This window comes from Pseudaquidulcibacter saccharophilus (assembly GCF_019455445.1).
Taxonomy (GTDB): Bacteria; Pseudomonadota; Alphaproteobacteria; order Caulobacterales; family Aquidulcibacteraceae; genus Pseudaquidulcibacter; species Pseudaquidulcibacter saccharophilus.
In genome coordinates this window covers 261619-281216 of sequence record NZ_JAHWUS010000002.1, presented here as the reverse complement: position 1 = coordinate 281216, position 19598 = coordinate 261619, and the positions used below count along the sequence as shown (strand labels likewise).

General features: G+C 40.7%; 19 protein-coding genes and 1 tRNA gene. 7 read left to right on the top strand and 13 right to left on the bottom strand.

Annotation, left to right across the window (positions count from 1 at the left end; all coding sequences use genetic code 11):
* Positions 1 to 54 precede the first annotated feature (54 nt).
* Positions 55 to 2085, bottom strand: coding sequence for an acetyl-CoA carboxylase biotin carboxylase subunit (locus KXV15_RS07060; RefSeq protein ID WP_240007470.1), 2031 nt, complete (start codon positions 2083 to 2085; stop codon positions 55 to 57).
* Between the two features lie 100 nt (positions 2086 to 2185).
* A complete protein-coding gene (locus tag KXV15_RS07055) occupies positions 2186 to 2617 on the bottom strand; it encodes an ion channel (RefSeq protein ID WP_240007469.1) in 432 nt (143 codons plus the stop codon).
* Between the two features lie 188 nt (positions 2618 to 2805).
* On the opposite strand from KXV15_RS07055, the gene KXV15_RS07050 reads away from it, so the two are divergent.
* Positions 2806 to 3897: a glycoside hydrolase family 5 protein gene (locus KXV15_RS07050; protein ID WP_240007468.1), complete on the top strand. Its 1092-nt coding sequence runs from the start codon at positions 2806 to 2808 to the stop codon at positions 3895 to 3897.
* A 71-nt stretch (positions 3898 to 3968) separates the two neighbouring features.
* Positions 3969 to 4859 carry a peptidylprolyl isomerase gene (locus KXV15_RS07045; RefSeq protein ID WP_240007467.1) on the top strand — a complete coding sequence of 297 codons (891 nt, stop codon included), beginning with the start codon at positions 3969 to 3971 and terminating at the stop codon, positions 4857 to 4859.
* 2 nt (positions 4860 to 4861) lie between these two features.
* On the opposite strand, the gene dxs is transcribed toward KXV15_RS07045, so the two are convergent.
* The 7 genes from dxs to KXV15_RS07010 form a co-directional block, all read right to left on the bottom strand.
* Entirely contained in the window at positions 4862 to 6802 is a 1941-nt protein-coding gene (dxs, locus tag KXV15_RS07040) for a 1-deoxy-D-xylulose-5-phosphate synthase (RefSeq protein ID WP_240007466.1), read from the bottom strand.
* Between the two features lie 29 nt (positions 6803 to 6831).
* Positions 6832 to 7719 (bottom strand): polyprenyl synthetase family protein, encoded by an 888-nt coding sequence (locus KXV15_RS07035; RefSeq protein ID WP_240007465.1) that lies wholly within the window; start codon positions 7717 to 7719, stop codon positions 6832 to 6834.
* 25 nt (positions 7720 to 7744) lie between these two features.
* Complete coding sequence (locus KXV15_RS07030) at positions 7745 to 7996, bottom strand: exodeoxyribonuclease VII small subunit (protein ID WP_240007464.1); 252 nt, start codon at positions 7994 to 7996, stop codon at positions 7745 to 7747.
* 77 nt (positions 7997 to 8073) lie between these two features.
* Positions 8074 to 8748, bottom strand: a complete 675-nt coding sequence (locus tag KXV15_RS07025) for a histidine phosphatase family protein (protein WP_240007463.1) — start codon at positions 8746 to 8748, stop codon at positions 8074 to 8076.
* 128 nt (positions 8749 to 8876) lie between these two features.
* The gene (locus KXV15_RS07020) at positions 8877 to 9695 is read right to left on the bottom strand and encodes a division plane positioning ATPase MipZ (protein WP_240007462.1); all 819 of its coding nucleotides are present in this window, start codon (positions 9693 to 9695) and stop codon (positions 8877 to 8879) included.
* A 110-nt stretch (positions 9696 to 9805) separates the two neighbouring features.
* Positions 9806 to 10891: a hypothetical protein gene (locus KXV15_RS07015; RefSeq protein WP_240007461.1), complete on the bottom strand. Its 1086-nt coding sequence runs from the start codon at positions 10889 to 10891 to the stop codon at positions 9806 to 9808.
* A gap of 64 nt (positions 10892 to 10955) precedes the next feature.
* On the bottom strand, positions 10956 to 11750 hold the full coding sequence (locus KXV15_RS07010) for an enoyl-CoA hydratase-related protein (RefSeq protein ID WP_240007460.1): 795 nt from the start codon (positions 11748 to 11750) through the stop codon (positions 10956 to 10958).
* Positions 11751 to 11890: 140 nt separating this feature from the next.
* On the opposite strand from KXV15_RS07010, the gene KXV15_RS07005 reads away from it, so the two are divergent.
* The 3 genes from KXV15_RS07005 (at position 11891) to KXV15_RS06995 (ending at position 15114) form a co-directional block, all read left to right on the top strand.
* Positions 11891 to 12556, top strand: a complete 666-nt coding sequence (locus tag KXV15_RS07005) for a hypothetical protein (RefSeq protein WP_240007459.1) — start codon at positions 11891 to 11893, stop codon at positions 12554 to 12556.
* Between the two features lie 29 nt (positions 12557 to 12585).
* The gene (locus tag KXV15_RS07000) at positions 12586 to 14295 is read left to right on the top strand and encodes a patatin-like phospholipase family protein (RefSeq protein WP_240007458.1); all 1710 of its coding nucleotides are present in this window, start codon (positions 12586 to 12588) and stop codon (positions 14293 to 14295) included.
* Positions 14296 to 14397: 102 nt separating this feature from the next.
* On the top strand, positions 14398 to 15114 hold the full coding sequence (locus KXV15_RS06995) for a hypothetical protein (protein WP_240007457.1): 717 nt from the start codon (positions 14398 to 14400) through the stop codon (positions 15112 to 15114).
* Here KXV15_RS06995 and KXV15_RS06990 read toward each other — a convergent pair.
* From KXV15_RS06990 to KXV15_RS06975, 4 genes are all read right to left on the bottom strand, one after another.
* Entirely contained in the window at positions 15111 to 16172 is a 1062-nt protein-coding gene (locus KXV15_RS06990; RefSeq protein ID WP_240007456.1) for a lysozyme, read from the bottom strand. The genes KXV15_RS06995 and KXV15_RS06990 overlap by 4 nt on opposite strands.
* A 90-nt stretch (positions 16173 to 16262) precedes the next feature.
* Positions 16263 to 17690, bottom strand: a complete 1428-nt coding sequence (gene mgtE / locus KXV15_RS06985) for a magnesium transporter (RefSeq protein ID WP_240007455.1) — start codon at positions 17688 to 17690, stop codon at positions 16263 to 16265.
* 172 nt (positions 17691 to 17862) lie between these two features.
* Positions 17863 to 17947, bottom strand: a tRNA-Leu gene (locus KXV15_RS06980).
* A gap of 106 nt (positions 17948 to 18053) precedes the next feature.
* Positions 18054 to 18299: a FliM/FliN family flagellar motor switch protein gene (locus KXV15_RS06975; RefSeq protein WP_240007454.1), complete on the bottom strand. Its 246-nt coding sequence runs from the start codon at positions 18297 to 18299 to the stop codon at positions 18054 to 18056.
* A gap of 183 nt (positions 18300 to 18482) precedes the next feature.
* Here KXV15_RS06975 and KXV15_RS06970 point away from each other — a divergent pair, with 183 nt between their 5' ends.
* Positions 18483 to 18899, top strand: a complete 417-nt coding sequence (locus KXV15_RS06970; RefSeq protein WP_240007453.1) for a L,D-transpeptidase — start codon at positions 18483 to 18485, stop codon at positions 18897 to 18899.
* Positions 18899 to 19546, top strand: coding sequence for a lipoyl(octanoyl) transferase LipB (gene lipB / locus KXV15_RS06965; protein WP_240007452.1), 648 nt, complete (start codon positions 18899 to 18901; stop codon positions 19544 to 19546). Before KXV15_RS06970 ends, lipB begins: the two co-directional genes overlap by 1 nt.
* Positions 19547 to 19598 lie beyond the last annotated feature (52 nt).

The window sequence follows — 19598 nt, the reverse complement described above, 5'->3', positions numbered from 1 at the left end:
ATTACAAAAAAAGGCGGCAAAACTGCCGCCCTCTTTATTAGATATTTGACTTAATTAATCGAGTTCAATCATAATTTCATCTGCGGCAATTGCTGCACCTGCAGCGGTTTTAATTGCCTTAATTGTGCCATCACGTTCGGCACGGATGATATTTTGCATTTTCATTGCTTCGATGATTGCGATAGCTTGCCCAGACTTAACTGCATCACCAACAGCAACATCAATTGAAACCACAAGGCCCGGCATTGGTGAAATTACAAGACCAGAAGTATCTGGCGCTTCTTTTTCCGGAAGCATGGCGTGTAATTCAGCCATTCTTGGAGTTGCAACGATTACGGTTTCAGTAATTCCACGATAGTGGAATTTAAACCCTTGCGGCAAATCTTCAAAATTAATTGTAAATGCCTCATTATCATAAAGACCTTTAGATGATGCAAAACCACGAATAACTTTTTCACCAGCTTTGAAATTAGATTTAATTTCAAGTGTGCTGCCATCATCATATGTAATCACTGCACCTTCGGCATTTGGTTCAACATGGACTTGATGATAATCGCCATCAATTGCCACAGCCCAATCTTTGCGCGCCGAACGTGTTGAAATTGCAAGTGAATGCAATGCAACATCGGTTGACATCTCTTTTTTGCGTTTTTGTGTATGCACAAGCGCAGCAATACCAGTAAATAATTTAGCGGTTTTATCCGTTAGAGGGACCCCGTGGAAACCGTCCTTAAATTCTTTGCCAATATATGCAGTTGTAATATCGCCAGAACGGAACAAATCCTGCCCCATAATTGCAGATACGAAAGGTGTATTTGACTGAATGCCTTTAATGGCAAATTCATCAAGTGCAACAAGTGAAGTTTCAATCGCGCTAATACGATCTTTGTTCCAACAAATAAGTTTCGCAATCATTGGGTCATAGTGCATTGAAATTTCATCGCCTTCACGCACACCAGAATCAACACGAACTTTGCCACCTAATAATTCACCCTCAACAGGCTGTTTATAAGTACGCAAGCGACCAATTGAAGGCAAGAAACCACGATATGGATCTTCGGCATAAACACGGGATTCCATTGCCCAACCGTTTATTTTTAAATCTTCTTGTTTGAATGATAATGCTTCGCCATAAGCGACACGTATCATCTGCTCAACAAGGTCAAGACCAGTGATCATTTCTGTTACAGGATGTTCCACTTGAAGTCGGGTATTCATCTCAAGGAAATAGAAAGATTTATCTACGCCAGAGGCAACAAACTCAACAGTACCAGCAGAATCGTAATTAACCGCTTTGGCAAGTGCTACCGCCTGTTCACCCATTTTCTTACGGGTAACTTCGTCTAGTAATGGAGATGGTGCTTCCTCAATAACTTTTTGGTTACGGCGTTGAATTGAACACTCACGCTCAAAAAGATAAACAACATTGCCATGTTTATCGCCAAGAATCTGAATTTCAATGTGGCGTGGCGCAGTGATAAATTTTTCAATAAAGATACGGTCATCGCCAAATGCACCAATTGCCTCTGCTTTAACCGCTGGGAAGCCTTCTAAAACCTCTTGGTCATTATATGCGATACGAATACCTTTACCGCCACCACCAGCAGAAGCTTTAATCATAACTGGGTAGCCAATATCTTTAGAAATTTCTAAAGCGTGTTCAGTATCACGAATTTCACCAATAAAACCAGGAACGCATGAAACACCCGCCGCCTGAGCAGCTTTTTTAGACTCAATTTTATCGCCCATTGCACCAATCGCATATGGATTAGGGCCAATAAACACTATCCCCTCATCTTTAAGACGTTGTGCAAAACCTTGGTTCTCTGACAAAAAGCCGAAACCAGGGTGAACAGCCTCAGCACCAGTTTCCTTACATGCAGCAATAATTTTATCGGCAACCAAATATGATTGTGCCGCAGGGCTAGGACCGATGTGAACTTTTTCATCCGCCATTTCAACAGCCAAAGAACCGGCATCCGCATCAGAATAAACAACAACTGTTTTAATTCCCATTCTGCGTGCGGTTTTAATTACCCGAACCGCAATTTCACCACGGTTGGCAATAAGAATTTTGTTAAACATCAAATATCCCCAGAATTATTACACTTAGTTATACAAGTGATACTGCAACAATCACCATATACAAGCGGGTTTTTAGCATGTCCATTGGTCAAAAGTCTAATTATTTTTTCTCAATTTCTTTTGAAAGATGTTTTTTAATTATACTTTCTACCCACTCATGTTCCATAATTCTTGCCCGTCCAACCACTGTAACTAAAAATGCAGTTGACCAACCAACAAGCACAAGGCCATTTACAGATTCAATAGCGCCAACAACACGCCATTGCTTAGGCAAAAATAAATCACCGTAACCAAGAGCAATAAAGTTCTCGATAGAGAAATAAAGCGCTTCTTCTATGTCATGGAAAACGCCAAACCCCCAGTGATAAACAATTGCATAAATCCAAATTTCAATACTATGAGCAGCAAATATGCCCATAACAACAAACAAAATGGTTACAACTTCTTTTAATGGGTGCGCCACCAATTGATTGGCTTCATGACGCCATTCTCGTGCCCTTAAAATAAAGGTTAAAACAGATAAAGCAGTCAAATGTATAATTACAGTGGTCACAATCAGTATTGTCGCAATTAACAAATTTAAACCGAAATGCGAAATAATATTGTTATCATACATTATCATGACCTACTGAAATTTAACTTTTTAAAATTACTGTTTGAGAATTGTGATTTTTATATTTGGTAATACAATTAGCAGATAAAAACTAAAGGTGCATTAAATTGAAAAACTCTTTATCAAAAATCATTGCATTTTGCACAAGGCACCGATTTAGTTGTGCAATTATCGCCGCTATTAGCCTTATTGGGGTTGGCGCAGCCGTTGCGCAAAGCATATGGCTTGGAAATTATAAAACCAAAGTAGCTAATCAAGCATATTTCCCGACAAAAAACTGTATCAATATGGCTGGCGGTTTAGAAGCACCAATCGAGGGTGAATGGGGCTTTAAATTTCAGGAAGACGATTTTTCAAATATTAAAAACAAGGGATTTGATACGGTTAGAATACCAATCGATTGGTCTAGTCGGGCATCAAAACAATCACCATACCAAATTGACAATAACTTTTTTAAACGCACCGATGAGATTATCAAATGGGGTTTAAATCAAAAACTAAACATAATAATAAACGTCCATAATTATGAGGAAATATATCAAGCCCCCGATGAAAACACTAACCGTCTTGTAGCGTTGTGGTCACAAATAGCCCAGCATTATAGAAATGCCCCACAGAATTTAATGTTTGAAATTATAAACGAGCCACGCGATGCATTTTCTGGCGATAAAATGAATCAGGCACAATATCGTGCACTTTTAGAAATTAGGAAAACAAATCCTACACGGACAGTTATATTCAGCGGTGATAATTGGGGTACAATTGGCGGTATGTATAACCTTAATATCCCGAATGACCCATATATTGTGGCGACAGTCCACCATTATTTACCATTCGAATTTACTCATCAAGGTGCCGAATGGTTAGGGGCACAAGCACCACCTATGGGGCGCGATTTCCCAATCGGAAGTGATAAAAAAGATCTTCACAATTACGTTCAAAAAATTGCGCAATGGCGCACGCATCTTGGAATTCCTGTATTCGTAGGTGAATACGGAACAAGCGAATCCGTCCCACGTCACCTTCGCGCACGTTGGGCAGGTGAAGTAACGCGCGAATTACAAATGGCGCAAATTCCCGCGTGTTACTTTAATTATAACGCTGGATTTGGGATATATGACCGAAAATCTGGTTGGGACAAATTGATTTTGGATAGTATAATTGACCAACCACAGGATGAACTAAAATTACGCCGGTAATTAATTTATCATTTTCTGGCTTGTAAAAAACAAAAACCTAATCCAATCTCTTTTAAAAACGGGATTTGATTATGAAATTATTTGCATTTACAATTTCGCTTGCACTCATTCCATTGACTTCTATTGCGGCAGAGGCGCCAAAATCGCCAAATAAATCGCCAAGTGAAGTTCTTGAACAAAGCACGCCCAATGAATGGCACACAATCAACCCAGATAATTTATTAATCAACACACTTAGTGATGGCACACAATTTATTGTTTATCTAAATGATTTTATGCCACAAGTGCATACCGCAAACATCAAAAACCTTGCCAACTCACGCTGGTTTGATAAAGCAAAAATTGTAAGAGTTCAGGATAATTATGTAGTACAATGGGGCCGTGAAGAAGGTACTGAAATCCCAAATAGCGTAATAAAGCAACCACCTGCTGAATATGAATTTACCGCCCAAAAATATAGATTCAAACCACTAAAATATCGTGATGCCTATGCCGCACAAGTTGGCTTTGTTAATTCTTGGGCGGTTGCGGGTGATGGAAAAAACATATGGCTGCCACATTGCTATTCGATGGTAGGTGTTGGGCGCGATATGGCACCAGATGTTGGAACCGGGCAAGAATTATATGTTGTTATTGGCCACTCCCCTCGCCATCTTGACCGCAATATCACAACAGTTGGTCGCATTATCGATGGCATGGAAAATCTATCAGCACGCAAACGAGGTAGTGGTCAGATGGGATTTTATGAAAATGATGCCGAAAAAATTGCATTTAAATCGTCAATATTGGCCTCTCAATTACCTGAAAATGAAAGACCAAAATACGAAATAATTGATACTAATAGCAAAAGCTTTGACGCATATATTAATGCGCGGGCAAATCGTGGTGGGCCTTTCTTTATTAAGCCAGCCGGGGCAGTTGATATATGCAACTCACTGCCACCAATTAGAAAAGCAAAATAAGTTTATTTTATTGTATTAAGAATTTTCACCTGTTCGGTTTCGTCCATTCCCAACGCGGTTAATGCTGTATGGATAATACTATCCGCATCAAGACCAGCCTCTTTATATTGCATTTCAGGACTATTATGATCCTGGAAAATATCTGGCAAATGTAGCGTTCTAATTTTGACGCCACCATCTAGTTGTCCACTTTGCGCTAAATATTGCAAAACAAATGCGCCAAAACCGCCCATTGCCCCTTCTTCAAGGGTAATTAGAACTTCATGGTTCTTAACAAGATCATTTATAAGATTTGTATCAAGAGGTTTCGCAAAACGCGCATCAGCAACAGTTGTTGAAAGCCCCAATGCGCCAAGTTTATTTGCGGCTTTAAGAGCCTCTTGAAGGCGTGTTCCAAATGACAATAACGCAATCTTACTGCCTTGTTGAATTATACGGCCTTTACCAATTTCTAGAGGTGTTAGAATTTCTGGAATTTCAACGCCAACCCCTTCACCACGTGGATAACGGAAGGCGGAAGGGCGATCATTAATTTCGAGCGCGGTTTTAGTCATCAATGCAAGCTCTGCCTCATCGGAAGCCGCCATTAATACCATACCAGGCAATGCGCCCATAAAGCCAATATCAAATGAACCCGCATGGGTTTGACCATCAGCACCAACAAGACCAGCCCGGTCAATCGCAAAGCGAACTGGCAAATGCTGTAACGCCACATCATGAACAACTTGGTCATAACCACGTTGCAAGAATGTCGAATAAATTGCGCAAAATGGTTTCATGCCATCGGCAGCAAGACCGGCCGCAAAAGTAACTGCGTGCTGCTCGGCAATGCCAACATCAAACACGCGCGCCGGATATGCTTTACCAAAAATATCAATACCTGTACCAGATGGCATAGCGGCAGTTATTCCGACAATTTTATTATCCGTATCACCTAATTTAACAAGGGTTTCACCAAAAACCCGCGTATATGATGGTGCATTTGATTTAGATTTTGACTGCTCACCAGTGATTACGTTAAAGCGCTGAACACCGTGATATTTATCATCGGCATTTTCAGCAGGGGCATAACCTTTGCCCTTTTGTGTTACTGCATGAATTAAAACTGGGCGGTCGGTAATTTGTTTTGCATTTTCCAATACTTCAAGAAGTGTCTCCATATCATGCCCATCGATTGGACCGATATAATAGAAACCTAATTCCTCAAATAATGTTCCACCGGTTGCCATGCCGCGTGCAAATTCTTCGGCCTTCTTTGCAGCATCCTGAAGTGGCTTGGGAAGAACGCCGGCAACTTTTTTACCAACCTTACGCAAATTTCTATAATGACCAGATGATACAAGTTTCGCCAAATAGTTTGACATGCCACCAACAGGTGGTGCAATCGACATATCATTATCATTTAGAATTACAGTAAGTTGGCCGGTGGTTTCGGCAGCTTGATTCATTGCCTCATAAGCCATGCCAGCCGAAATAGATCCGTCACCGATTACGGCAATCACACTATTGCTTTTTCCTTGCGCATCGCGTGAAGCGCAAAAACCAAGTGCAGCTGAAATTGATGTCGATGCGTGTGCAGTACCAAAAGGGTCATATTCACTTTCAGAACGTTTTGTAAAACCTGAAAGACCACCACCCTGACGTAATGTACGAATACGGTCGCGGCGTCCTGTTAGAATTTTGTGCGGGTACGCCTGATGGCCAACATCCCAAATAATAATATCTTCTGGTGTATTAAAAACTTTATGAAGTGCGACTGTAAGTTCTACCACACCTAAACCAGCGCCAAGGTGGCCACCAGTGACCGAAACCGCATCAATAGTTTCAGCGCGTAAATCATCTGCAATTAATTGTAACTCAGCCGCTGACTTACCTTTTAAATCAGCCGGGCTTTTAATTAAATCAAGGTGGGGTGTTTTTAAATCATAAGAATTAGTTGTCATAAAAGACTCTTTATAAATTATTGTTTTTTCTAATATTGCCTATTTTCGATATTATCAACCAATTCAAGCAACATTTGGGCATTGCCGCCAAACATTCTAAGGTGTGATTTGGCTTGTTTGCACAAAATTGCGACCCTCTCTTTGGCATTTTCAAGGCCAAGTAACGTCACAAATGTGGTCTTTCCTGATTCATCGTCTTTGCTTACTGCTTTTCCTGTAACTTCCTTTGTGCCAGTAACATCAAGGATGTCATCGGTAATTTGGAATGCTAGACCAAAATCATGTGCAAAGCCAAAAAGAGCATTCATCGCCTCAGCAGAAGCATGCCCCATTAAACCACCCGCCTCAACTGCAAAATGGAACAATCCACCAGTTTTTAGTCTCTGCATTCTTGTTACTGCGGCGATATCATTTTCAAGTATATTTGAATACATGTCCATCATCTGACCGCCAACCATGCCTTTTGCGCCCGACGCCTTGGCAAGTGATGAAACAAGAGTTGCTCTGATATGTGAATCCGTATGCGTTTGCGGGTCTGCAAGAATTTCGAACGCAAGTGTCAAAAGTGCATCGCCAGCCAAAATCGCAATTGCTTCGGTATATTCACGGTGAACGGTTGGCCTTCCTCGGCGCAAATCGTCATTATCCATTGCCGGCAAATCATCATGTACCAAGGAATAACAATGTAAACATTCAAGCGCCACAGCAACCCGAAGCAAGCACCTTTCATCAACCCCAAACATGCGCCCAGTTTCAATAACTAGATAAGGGCGAAGGCGCTTACCGCCACCCAATGCAGCATATCTCATAGCACTTAGAAGCTCTGCTTCTGGTCCTTGGACAGGTGGAATAAGCGCATCAAGCGCAACAGTAACCCTATCGGCATTTTCCTGAAGTCTGACTTTTAAATTGCTCACAATTTATCCTTTACGGGCTTATAGATTAATTTTTGTCATCACTATATGGCTTCGTTTTAATGCCATTTTGCGTTTCAACAATTTGTTCAACCCGCATTTGCGCCGATTTTAATTTTTCATCGCAATGCATTTTAAGCGCAGAACCGCGTTCAAATAATTTAATGGAATCTTCCAAAGATGCTTCGCCAGTCTCTAATGAGCGGGTGATTTCTTCCAGCTCTCTCAAAGCGGCTTCAAAGCTTAATGATTTAATATCAATTTCATCTGTTGCAGGCATTAACAAAACTCCGAATGCCCTTTTAGCTCGCATAATAATGATGAGCAAGCAACATTTCTCGTAAATTCGGGATTTTATTATTCGCCTTTTTGATATACGCGATACGACCAATGAAAATCGCCGCCATCATATACACATTCATAGCCATGAGCCTTTAAATGTGGGCGCATCATCCGATTAAACCAGCCATGTGCAAGCAATGAAACCGTGCCTTTTTCTTCATTTAAAGCGACCAATTTATCAGCGGCATTCTTTGCCCTGATTTTTGCGTCTTCATGGCTTTCTTGTTCACCATGCAAGCCAATATACCAAGTACAGCGGGCAACAAAACCCCACATACGCGGCGTCAGCTTTAAAAACTTTGGCAAATTTGGCGGTGGCAGAGGTGCCTCTACAAAAACTTCGTCAAGCATAAATTTTCTATCGCCAGCAACGCGTTCAGCAGTTTCAACCGCACGCCTTAGTGGGCTTGCAATAATTGCTTCACTATGGGCGACCGCATTTAATAATTTACGAGGGACGTTCTGGTCGGGAATAAGACCGCCCTCATCATATTTTTGCCACCAGTCAATATATTCATCGGAATTAAGCCAAACCTTACGGTTAAGCGCAGGCTTACCGTGACGCGCAACAATTATTGTCTTTTGGGTTGATTTTGCGTCGGGGCTTTTCAATTTTGCAATTACTTCCAAGACATTATTAATATTGTTATCGGACACTGACTTATAATAAACATCAATATCCGTTTGCATAAAATCCGAATTATGATTGCCACAAAAAACTCTCACCCGAAACCCCCATTGCCACAGTTATTGCATTAATCGGGTTTTGTAACAGTTTTTTGTAAAGCCATCCATAATTTGGATTTAATCTTATTACACTATAAATTTAGGAATTGAACCAAATTTCTGATTTCTTGTCGTGCGGCAACATTGCTTAGCGACATCCCATTAGCTTCACCAACATCTTCAAGATCCATAATGGTTAGACCTTTTGGAAATAATTCGCGGAAAATCACACGTTCAGAAAGACCAGGTAGAATTGTAAAACCAATTCGTTTCGAAAGCTTTTCAATCGCCTCGCCTACTCTTCTTTTATTGCGGGCATCAATTTGGGAGAGACGATTCCTAATAACAAACCATTCAAGATGCGCCCGTTCCTTCATAGCTTTATTTTTTTTCGCTTCCCAAACCATTTGCGAATAAAAATTCGGTGCAGAAATTTCATCAGTAACAGGGTCAATCTTTGCCAAAAGGTCAAAATCAATAAAAGAATCATTTACGGGCGTGATGATTGCATCTGCACTACCATGTGCGGCGCGCGCCTGTGCCGTGTCTGCACCAGGGCAATCAACAAAAACCAGCTCATAATCCTGCGCAGCGGCTTTAAGCGCACTATTAGTTCTTTCTCTATCTTCCTCTTGGCGCGCTTTAATTTCTTCTTCTTTAGATAATTCTATTGATCTAAATTCAGGAAATATAAGAGAGAGGCCATGTGTGTCATTGAACACTCTTCGGTTTTCCATAAAACGCGTTGTTGTTTGCTGCCTATTATCAATATCAAACGCACACACTTTCTTACCAGCCTTAAGACAAGCAATAATAAGATGTGTTGCGATTGTTGATTTACCAGCGCCGCCTTTTTCATTGGCGATTATTATAATTTTTCCCAAATCGTCCCCCGATTGAATATCAATCATACAACAGAATCACGGTGTATTTTATTTTAAGGAACAATACATAGGAAATGACACTTGCAAATGCCAAGTTCAAAATGCAATTAAATATGAATTATAAAGCAAATTGGCTGCTAATTATTATTTTTAAGGGCGACTGGCTTTTGCGGTTGTTCGGCACTAGAGGCATTAGCCCCACCCCATACTGGGCGCTTATGATAGCCTGTTGAAGTTGTTATATCTTCATGCTTAGGGTCATAGTCTTTATAGACTGTTTCATCCCGATATTGCGGAGGGCTAGGTAATTTATCCAATTTTTGCGCAAGTTCACGAATTTCACTTTGCGCAGGATAAGCCCATTCAGGGTCGGCAGCACTTGCGCGTTGTAAATTATCAGAAACTCTATCGAGAACACTTTCAAAATTTTCTTGTTTGCGGTTGGTATCAACCCATGGAAGATGATCGGCAAGCGCCTGTGGCACATCATTGGCAATAGCAGATTTAGTATCTTGATAGATTGCCTTTATTGGACCACGTGTTGCAAATTCTTCACGGGTTTGTGGGCGGCGATTAAGCTCGTCCCAGTCCTGCTTAAAATTCGTGGTTTTATGTTTAGCAACATCAATATTTTCACCACCGACAATTTTGCTTTTAGCATTTGCAGGAATTGAAACAGAATCGTGAATTGGTTTTTGTCCATTAACATCTGGAACATGCCAATCTTCCACGATATTTGGGGTCGCTTGATTGGCAACAGCAGTAGGATATGTAGTCTTATTAATGGGTTCCGCAGGGGTTCCACAGAATAAAATTACACGTGATGGCACATCATTTTCGTTAGCGGAAGCCCCGTGATACTTCTTATTCGCCGGCTTCTTAGACACAAGTTTTTGTGTGGAAGCAATTGGCTTAGCCACCGCCTTTTTCTCAGGGGATTTTTTCTCAGGGGATTTTTTAAGTGGGGTGTTTTTTGGTTTCACGTCTGAATGCGTTGTAATTTCAACACTTGGCGCAACCAAATATGGCGATTTAACTTGTGATTTTTCTATAATTTTTGGCTGTTGAGCAGGCTCTTTGGCCTGCTCAGAAGGTGAATTTACAATAATTGTCGTGTTATTGTAATAAGGCGTAGTTTCAAAATACCCCAATGACTGAGCATACGCGCCACCACTAACGCAGAAGCCGCCAAATAAACACAAACTGCCAAATATTTTTTTCATATAAAAAAGATAAAATAAATCCGTAAAATTTGAATTAATTATCTTCTTTATTGTTATTTGCTTATTATTTTGCCCATTTAGGTTGACGCTTTTCCAAAAATGCACGCATTCCTTCAAGCCCGTCTTCGGTTGAGCGACGATGGGCAATGATTTTTGCAGTTTCTTTTATAAGCCTTGCATCAATTTCTTTATCTTTAACCTCATCAATCATTGCATTTGTTTCAGTTATCGCACTTGGGCAGGCAGAAAATACAAGGTTTGCAATAATCTCTTCACGTTTTGCCAAATCCTGGGCATCAATTGCAATTTCTTGAACCAATCCCATTGCCTGTGCACGATGCGCATCAAATGGCATAGCAGAAGGCATAAAAGCACGTGCATTTTTAACGCCAATCGCCTCCAGAACATATGGCGCAACAACAGATGGCACCAAGCCAAGGCGGGTTTCCGAAAAACAAAAGTGCGACTTCTCAGTTGCTATGGCATAATTACATGCCGCAATTAAACCAATTGCACCGCCATAAGCGCCACCTTGCACTAAGGCAACAGTATATTGGGGTAATTTATATAATTTATTTAGCATCATAGCCATGTCATGGGCGTCAATCTCATCATCTTCCGCAGAGTGGCGTGCCTGACGTTCCATATATTCTAAATCGCCTCCGGATGAGAAATTTCCGCCTGCACCTTTTATGAAAACTAGTCGTATGTTGTCATTTGATTTCAAGGTTTCAAACACGTCGCTTAAGCCAGAAATCACCATTTCATCAAAAGCATTTCTTTTATCTGGACGGTTTAAAATTACAAATGCCACACCCTCTTCAGTAGTTTCGAGAATTACAGGATTAGTATTTTCCATTTTTATATCCTTTCAAACATTTGCGTTGCTTAATCACAGTCCAATAAAATAACAATAAACTGATGTAGGTTTCATTCTTTTATTATTATTTAAAATTTATGTGTAATTTTATTTAAACCATACCATATCAGGGGAGAAATATGAACGTAGTAAAAACCGGATTACCAACAATTTTCGCTTTTGTCGCACTTACAACTTTGCCAAATATTGCAAATGCATTTGAGCTTGAACAATTAAGTGCGCGCGCAGGTACACTTGGCGTTGGCGCAGAAGTTGGCGTAGAAGTTTTGCCAACACTTGTATTGCGTGGTGTCGGTCAGGGCTACAAATATAATTATAATAAAACTCTTGATGGCATTAATTATGATGGCAAACTTAGCCTTGGTTCATATGGCCTTCAAGCTGATTTTCACCCACCTCTAATCCCGCTTTATTTTACAGGCGGTATCTATGCCAATGACAATAAAATGGATTTGACGGCTATTCCTTCTGGTACTTATACAATTGGTGACAATACATATACAGGCGCACAAGTTGGTACATTAAATTCACACGCGACCTTCAATAAAACTGCGCTGTATGGTGGCCTTGGCCTTGAATTCCAACTGGGGCCAATTGCAACAGTTTTAGAAGGCGGAATATATTATCAAGGCAGCCCAAAAATCGCATCTAATGTAAGTGGACCGATTGCGTCCAATCCTACGTTCCAACAAGATTTAGCAAAAGAAACATCACAATTAGAAGATAAACTTGACAATGCAAAATATTATCCCGCTATTACATTAATGGGCAGATGGAAATTTTAGCCTTAAATAATTAAACCATCAGGGAATAAATGCTACCGATTGATTTTGATAAAATTCCATTTTTAAAAAATACCGGCTGGCTGACGAGAAGAGAAATCGCCAAAAAGTTGCGGTGGTATTCATTGCCTGGCGGCATGCCATTATTTTTAGAAGGCGAAGATGCCGACATGTTATGGTTTGTGCGAACTGGCTCATTGGGAGCATTTCGCGCATTACCCAATGGCGAAACAGAGTTAGTTGGCTATATTAGAAGTGGCGAACCTGTTGGTGAAATGGCACTAATAGCAGGTGAAAAGCATTCATCATCGGTTTATGCCCTTAGAGACAGTGAATTATTCGGGCTTGAAAAAAAGATATATAACAAGCTTATTATGCGCTACCCCGAGCTTATAAGCGGTCTTGCAAAGCTAATATTAATCCGCCTACGGCAAGAAGATAAAATTAGAAAATCTGGAAATTCAAAAGTTTATTCTTTTTTCTCTGCGTCCCCTTCAATTGACATTTTATATCGGGCAAATACGATTGCCGATGAGATTAGAAAACTTGGTAAAAAAACCATAGTTTTGGGTCACGAGGCACTTGCTGAAACCTCCGATTATTTTGATGAGCTTGAACGAACCCATGACATCATAATCCTTGCCGCACAATTGGGGCAAGATTCTTGGTCGCAAATTTGTCTAAGGCAAGCCGATAGAATATGGATTTTTGGTAGAACTGATGCCAAACCGTCAATTCCATTATTGCCAGAAAACTCAATTCCCATGCAACGTTTTAAACTTGTGGATATTGTCTTACTCCGCGATATGGGCAAGAAAAACATATCAACCGCGCAAGAATGGTCAAAACATTCCGGAGCAGCACGTGTTTTCAACTGGCGGCAAAGTGATAATAACGACTTAAAATCATTAGCGCGCGTCATTGCAGGAAAATCAGTTGGTCTAATCCTAAGTGGCGGCGGCGCACGGGCATATGCTCATATTGGCGCAGTGCGGGCTTTACGCGAAGAAAATTATGACTTTGACTTTCTTAGTGGCACATCAATGGGTGGCGTTATTGCTGGATGTGTTGCAATGGGATGGAATGATCAAGAAATTGAAAAACATATATGGGATGCATTTGTTAAATCTAATCCACTAAACGATTATGTCTTGCCTGTCGTTTCCTTTGCATCTGGAAATAAAGTTGATGAAAGGCTCGAAGAACATTTTGGCGAAACGCTTATTGAAGATTTACGAAGGCCATTCTTTTGCGTTTCTGCAAATCTAATGAATGGAAAGCTTAAGATACATCGCGAAGGTCGTTTAAGAGATGCCTTAAGGGCAAGTATTGCAATCCCTGGCCTATTGCCACCGGTGGCCAATGAAGATGAAATATTGGTTGATGGTGCGACACTAAACAATTTTCCTGTCGATATAATGGCAACAATTCATCGTGGCATTAACATTGGCGTTGATGTAACCGCGCAGAATGCATTAATCCCAGATGAATTCATAAACCCACCTACCTTTTTTGGCTGGGTCATTCAACACGGTATTCATTCCCCTCCACCTATTGCCGAGCTTTTGATGCGTGCGGCAACTGTTCCGATTACAAATTTAAAAGCCCCAATTCAGCCAGATATATTGGCAACCCCTGAATTAGGAAATATCGCCCTTCGCGATTGGAAGGCATTCGATGTGGCAATAGAGGCTGGATATAATAATGTTAAAGAAATCTTGAAGAATCAACAATTACAGTGAATTAGAATTTTTATAAATTTGGTCAATATTTTGCCCATGTTTGAGTGTATTACGCCTAATTAGATCTATTTAACTTGTTCATAATGTAATCTAAGGAAAATTATGAGAGCCGTTGTTGTATCTGCTATTGCTTTGGGCGTTGTCGCACTTATTGGCGCTGGCGTAGTTGTTACCCGCTTTGTTCTTAAGATTAATCCTGATAACTCACAAAATAACGATTATGACACACAATCACACATCGTTAATGAAACAGGCGAAGCACAACAAGATTTGTCTAACATGCTCGCTGGGCAAGGAAATGATACAAGCACTTTAATTCCCGCAAATAAAGACATGCCAGTTGATGCAAATGCTGAGGCACTTGCGGCACAACAGGCTGTTGCAGGCTGCGTCATTAGTGTTAGCAAAAAAATTCCTATAAGAGATTGGTCAACAAGTGGTCTAGTTGTCGCAACGGCAATCGGCGATGATTGCTATAATTCAATTGTTCGAATTGCCATAAAATCACCAGAAGGAAAGATTTTATTTTCCATGGCTGCACCGGGTCGTGATTTTGGCATTGACCCAAACGTTGATAAAAATAATTTGCAAAAGGCAATCGCAGCATCTTTACCGGACTCTGCAATTCACGCAGCGGCATATCCTGCTTGGATTAGTGATGATGATGCGCCATATGGCACTGAATTCACACGCGAAGCCTATCAAAAAGCACGCGACAAAAATATTCCTGTAATTTGCGTCAAAGTGCCGACAGCGCCGCAAACATGCGTTGCCTATGACGCTGCAACGGATAAAATGAAAACTTTACAACGCGGCTAAGATTTCAACTTTGATAATAAGCCGATTATAATTGCAATTAAACCAACTGCCGCGATCATCTCGATAAATGCAATATTTGGCGTTAATTCAGTTCCGCCAGTAAACACACCAAATCGTATTAATTCTGAGACACTTGCGATCAATGCAATTGCACCCGAACCAATCATAAAATAATTCGCGATGTCATTCGATGACGGCTTTGAATTAGTTTTTTTTGTATCTTCAACAGGGTCAGAAGTGACGCTTTCATTACTGACTTTTGCAATTACATCATTTGTAATTGCCTCATCTTTGTCATCGGTAATTTTAACAACATTTGCAGCATTAGGCTGCGCATCTTGATTTGTATCATCAATAAATTTCAGATGGTTTTCTGTGTCATGCGAATTTAGTAATTCATTATCTGAATCAGTTGTGAACTGATCATCATCTTCAACTAGATCGCTTGCGTTTTTTTCTTTACCTTCTTTTACAGTTTCATTTTCTGCAATTTCAAACGCTGCCGATTGTGGAATTGGTTTAATTTCTTTAACATTCTCAGCATTAGGAATATGTGAAACAAGAGTATTATCAACTAATGGAATAACAACAGGGCTTGGTGCCGCAGGTCGCGTGCCGACAGGTTCTAAGAATATTGCTATTTCATGGGCACGACGTCTTATCAAAGCATCAACCAGAATTTCACGTCCATTAATAATTGAACGTCGCCACAAATTCATAGCCAGTGCAGCATTAACCATTTGTCCTTGGTTAAGGTATTTTAAAATATCGCTTTCTTTAAACTTCTCTATGCCAATATTGAAAATAAATGAAACAAGCGCATCAAATTGGTTTTGATTAATCGGCGCATGAACCAATGAACGAACCGCCTCTTCAACAGGTATTAAATCCCACAAAAGCAATTGTTCGGCTTGTTCGCGATTAATGATCATGCCTTCACGCGCCGTAGCGGCATGACCAAAGCCAATCGTATATCTTCCATCAGGCAAACTTACCGCTTTGGCACGAAAACCCTCAAAACTTTCGATAAGATATAAGCCATTTCTTGAAATTTTCATTCGCGACATTTTATTTCCATCAAATTTGTGCCGTTTTGGGGCACTAATCCACATTCAGATGGAATATCGCAATTTATTTGCCAAAATAGGTTATTTTAGCAATAGCATCGCAATAGTAAGGAATGACGCAAAGCCAACACAATCAGTAACAAAAGTCACAAAAATACTTGATGCAACAGCAGGGTCTTGACCAAATTTCTTCAAAGTAAGCGGGATAAGAATACCTGCTAGGCCAGCTGCAATAAAGTCAATCATTATGCCACCTGCCGCTGCAATCGAAATTATTGGGTTTTTAAACCAAATATAGGCAACAAGCCCAAAAACTGCGGCAACCGCAACGCCATTCAAAACACCTGTAAAAAACTCACGCGCAATAATTTTACCAGAGTTCTTATCAGTCAGCTCACGTGAAGCCAACGCACGAACCGCAACCGCAAGAGTTTGTGTGCCTGCGTTTCCGCCAAGCGCCGAACCAATTGGCATCAAAATAGCAAGTGCAACAACTTGCTCAATTAAACCGGAAAATTTACCGATAACAAACGAATTAATTAACGCGGTTATCAGGTTAAAAATCAACCACGGCAAACGTGATTGCACCGAATTTATAACAGAATCAGTAGTTGATGCTTCGCGTACACCCGCAAGTGCCAACAAGTCTTCTTCGTTTTCTTCTTGTAATACCTGTACGATATCGTCCACGGTAATCATACCGTTTAAACGCCCCGCATCGTCAACAACCGGCGCAGAAATCAAGTGGTATTTTCTAAATGCCAAAGCCACGTCTTCTTGGTCAGTTTCAGGGCTAACGATAACGTGAAGCTTTTCAGTTAGGTCTTTAAGGTTTGTATCTCGTGGCGCACGCATAAGGCGTGAAACCGCGATTGCACCAATAGGCTTAAAAGTTGGGTCGACGACATAAATCTCAAAGAAAAGGTCCGGCAAATCCTCACCAACTTGGCGCATATGGTCAATTGTACGCCCAACGTCCCAAAATTCTGGCGCGGCCACAAATTCCCGCTGCATCAAGCGGCCAGCAGTTTCTTCCTCAAATGACATTGCGCCTTCGATTGTGGCACGCAATTCATCGGATGCTTCCGCAAGAACGCCAGCACGGTCATCTTCGTCAAGCTCTTCAACGAATGCAACCGCGTCATCGGTATCAAGATCTTCAATTGCGCGCGCAACCGCAGCTTTTGGCAATACTTCTAATACAAGTTCACGTGTATCTTCATCAAGCTCAGCATAAACTTCAGAATCAAGTTCTTCGCCTATGAATTTTATAATGGTTCGCGCGCTTTCTTCGGGAATATTGCGCAAAACCGCTGCCATATCTGCGGGGTGAAGCGGTAATAGTAATTTGCGCAGCGCAATTGGGTCATGATCCCCAGCCGCAGCAATAACCTTTACGATGAACTGTGAATCGTCATCGTTAGGGTCGAAACCATTATTATCAGGATAGTTTGGGTTTGATTTATCCGCAATGTCCAAAGGATTTACGGGTTTGGTTAAAGTTTCCATTACTGCCATCCCCTGTCATTGCTAAAATCCTTCTACGAATGATGTGTCATAAACACATCAAGAAATATAAAATATTGGTGAAAAGTTATAGAAAATCGTTTTCAAAACTCTTCACTATGTAACTAAAATGCTGAAAGCGCTAAAAAATCGCAAACACGGCATTTTAAATAAATGGTGCGCACGAGAGGACTCGAACCTCCACGGGTCTCCCCACAGCGACCTCAACGCTGCGCGTCTACCAATTCCGCCACGTGCGCAATAAAAGCAAGGTTGGCTTAGCTTAGCTTGCCATAAATGAAAAGCAAAAATTACAATGATTTGTGATGCTTTTGTAGAAATACAAAAAACGCATCACTTTAAAGACTATGTACCTGCGTAATAGTCATAAACATTTGCCGCACCAATAATTTCGACAGAAATTTTATCATCTTCGAGATGTATTTCACCACGTGCGATTGGATGATCATTGGCAAGTATCCAAACCGGATCATCTGGACTAGCGCTAAGAGGAATAACTGCGCCACGACCCATACGAAGCAATTGATGCATCGCAAGGGTTGAGCGTCCAACCAATACCGAAATATCAATTCCCACTTTTTTGATTTGCATCTTTTATCCCTGTTTGATTTGTCCGTTCAGTTTAAGTTCAAATTATGAATGATAAGTTATTAATGAAAATAATTTTATCAATTTTATGCAATTCCAACAAATTGCCACAATCAGTAAATAATGACGACCGCCAATTGAAATATTAAAGGACTTGAATTAATAAACTCGCAGCTGGGACGAATAATGAAAAAACTTCTACTAATAATGATAATCGCGCTATTTCCAGGTGTTGCGCATGCGGAAAGACTAGTTGCGGTTATTTCCCTTTCTAATCAAACCATGGACGTTACACTTGATGAAGAGCTAATTTATCATTGGAACATATCTTCTGGAAAAATCGGTTATGAAACTCCGCCGGGGTATTATAATGCACAAAGAAAATATGAAATGTGGCGCTCACGTACATATGATAATGCCCCAATGCCATATGCTGTATTCTTTTATCAAGGTTATGCGGTTCATGGAACCGAAGCCGTAAAACGCCTTGGCAGCGCTGCGTCACATGGTTGTATTCGTTTGAACACATATAATGCTAAAAAATTCTATGACCTTGTCGGTCAAGTTGGCATGAACGAAACCCTCATAGAAGTTCGTAAGTAATGCCTGTCGAGTGGTTGATATCCCCCGAACCAATTTCATATTCAGAAGCGGTTGATTTTATGGAAAACCGCGTAAAAGAAATTCAAGACGGTGTATCGGGTGAACTTGTTTGGCTTTTGGAACATCCACCAGTTTACACAATTGGCACCTCTGGCAAAGAGGACGATATTATTGATGCACATGATATAGAAGTTATAAAAACCGGGCGCGGTGGAAAAATAACCTATCATGGCCCCGGGCAGCGCGTAGTCTATCTTATGCTAGATCTAAACCGCCAAGGTCGCGACATACGTGATTTTGTTTGCCGTGTTGAAAAATGGGTTATTGCCACCCTCGCCTCACTTGGCGTTAAAGGCGAAATACGCGATGGACGCGTTGGGGTTTGGGTTGATGTGCCGCAAATTGACGGCAATATTCGTGAAGAAAAAATTGCGGCAATTGGTTTGCGTATTAGGCGTTGGGTTTCGTTTCACGGTGTTGCAATAAATGTCTCGCCAAATTTAGAGCATTTTGGTGGCATTATTCCGTGCGGCATAGATCCAGAAGAATATGGTGTAACTAGCCTTGCAAATCTTGGGGTCACATCGGACATTTCAGTATTGGATAATGCATTAAAAAATGCATTTGACGACTGGTTTAAAAAATAAAGAATTTTTATTTAAAATCATTTTGTTGCAATAGTTTCTATTCACAAACAAA

Bases quoted from the DNA above. Each gene is read 5' to 3' on its own strand.
- KXV15_RS07060 (WP_240007470.1), bottom strand. From the start codon at position 2,085: ATGTTTAACAAAATTCTTATTGCCAACCGTGGTGAAATTGCGGTTCGG.
- KXV15_RS07045 (WP_240007467.1), top strand. From the start codon at position 3,969: ATGAAATTATTTGCATTTACAATTTCGCTTGCACTCATTCCATTGACT.
- dxs (WP_240007466.1), bottom strand. From the start codon at position 6,802: ATGACAACTAATTCTTATGATTTAAAAACACCCCACCTTGATTTAATT.
- KXV15_RS07030 (WP_240007464.1), bottom strand. From the start codon at position 7,996: ATGCCTGCAACAGATGAAATTGATATTAAATCATTAAGCTTTGAAGCC.
- KXV15_RS07025 (WP_240007463.1), bottom strand. From the start codon at position 8,748: ATGCAAACGGATATTGATGTTTATTATAAGTCAGTGTCCGATAACAAT.
- KXV15_RS07020 (WP_240007462.1), bottom strand. From the start codon at position 9,695: ATGATTGATATTCAATCGGGGGACGATTTGGGAAAAATTATAATAATC.
- KXV15_RS07015 (WP_240007461.1), bottom strand. From the start codon at position 10,891: ATGAAAAAAATATTTGGCAGTTTGTGTTTATTTGGCGGCTTCTGCGTT.
- KXV15_RS07010 (WP_240007460.1), bottom strand. From the start codon at position 11,750: ATGGAAAATACTAATCCTGTAATTCTCGAAACTACTGAAGAGGGTGTG.
- KXV15_RS07005 (WP_240007459.1), top strand. From the start codon at position 11,891: ATGAACGTAGTAAAAACCGGATTACCAACAATTTTCGCTTTTGTCGCA.
- KXV15_RS07000 (WP_240007458.1), top strand. From the start codon at position 12,586: ATGCTACCGATTGATTTTGATAAAATTCCATTTTTAAAAAATACCGGC.
- KXV15_RS06995 (WP_240007457.1), top strand. From the start codon at position 14,398: ATGAGAGCCGTTGTTGTATCTGCTATTGCTTTGGGCGTTGTCGCACTT.
- KXV15_RS06990 (WP_240007456.1), bottom strand. From the start codon at position 16,172: ATGAAAATTTCAAGAAATGGCTTATATCTTATCGAAAGTTTTGAGGGT.
- mgtE (WP_240007455.1), bottom strand. From the start codon at position 17,690: ATGGAAACTTTAACCAAACCCGTAAATCCTTTGGACATTGCGGATAAA.
- KXV15_RS06975 (WP_240007454.1), bottom strand. From the start codon at position 18,299: ATGCAAATCAAAAAAGTGGGAATTGATATTTCGGTATTGGTTGGACGC.
- KXV15_RS06970 (WP_240007453.1), top strand. From the start codon at position 18,483: ATGAAAAAACTTCTACTAATAATGATAATCGCGCTATTTCCAGGTGTT.
- lipB (WP_240007452.1), top strand. From the start codon at position 18,899: ATGCCTGTCGAGTGGTTGATATCCCCCGAACCAATTTCATATTCAGAA.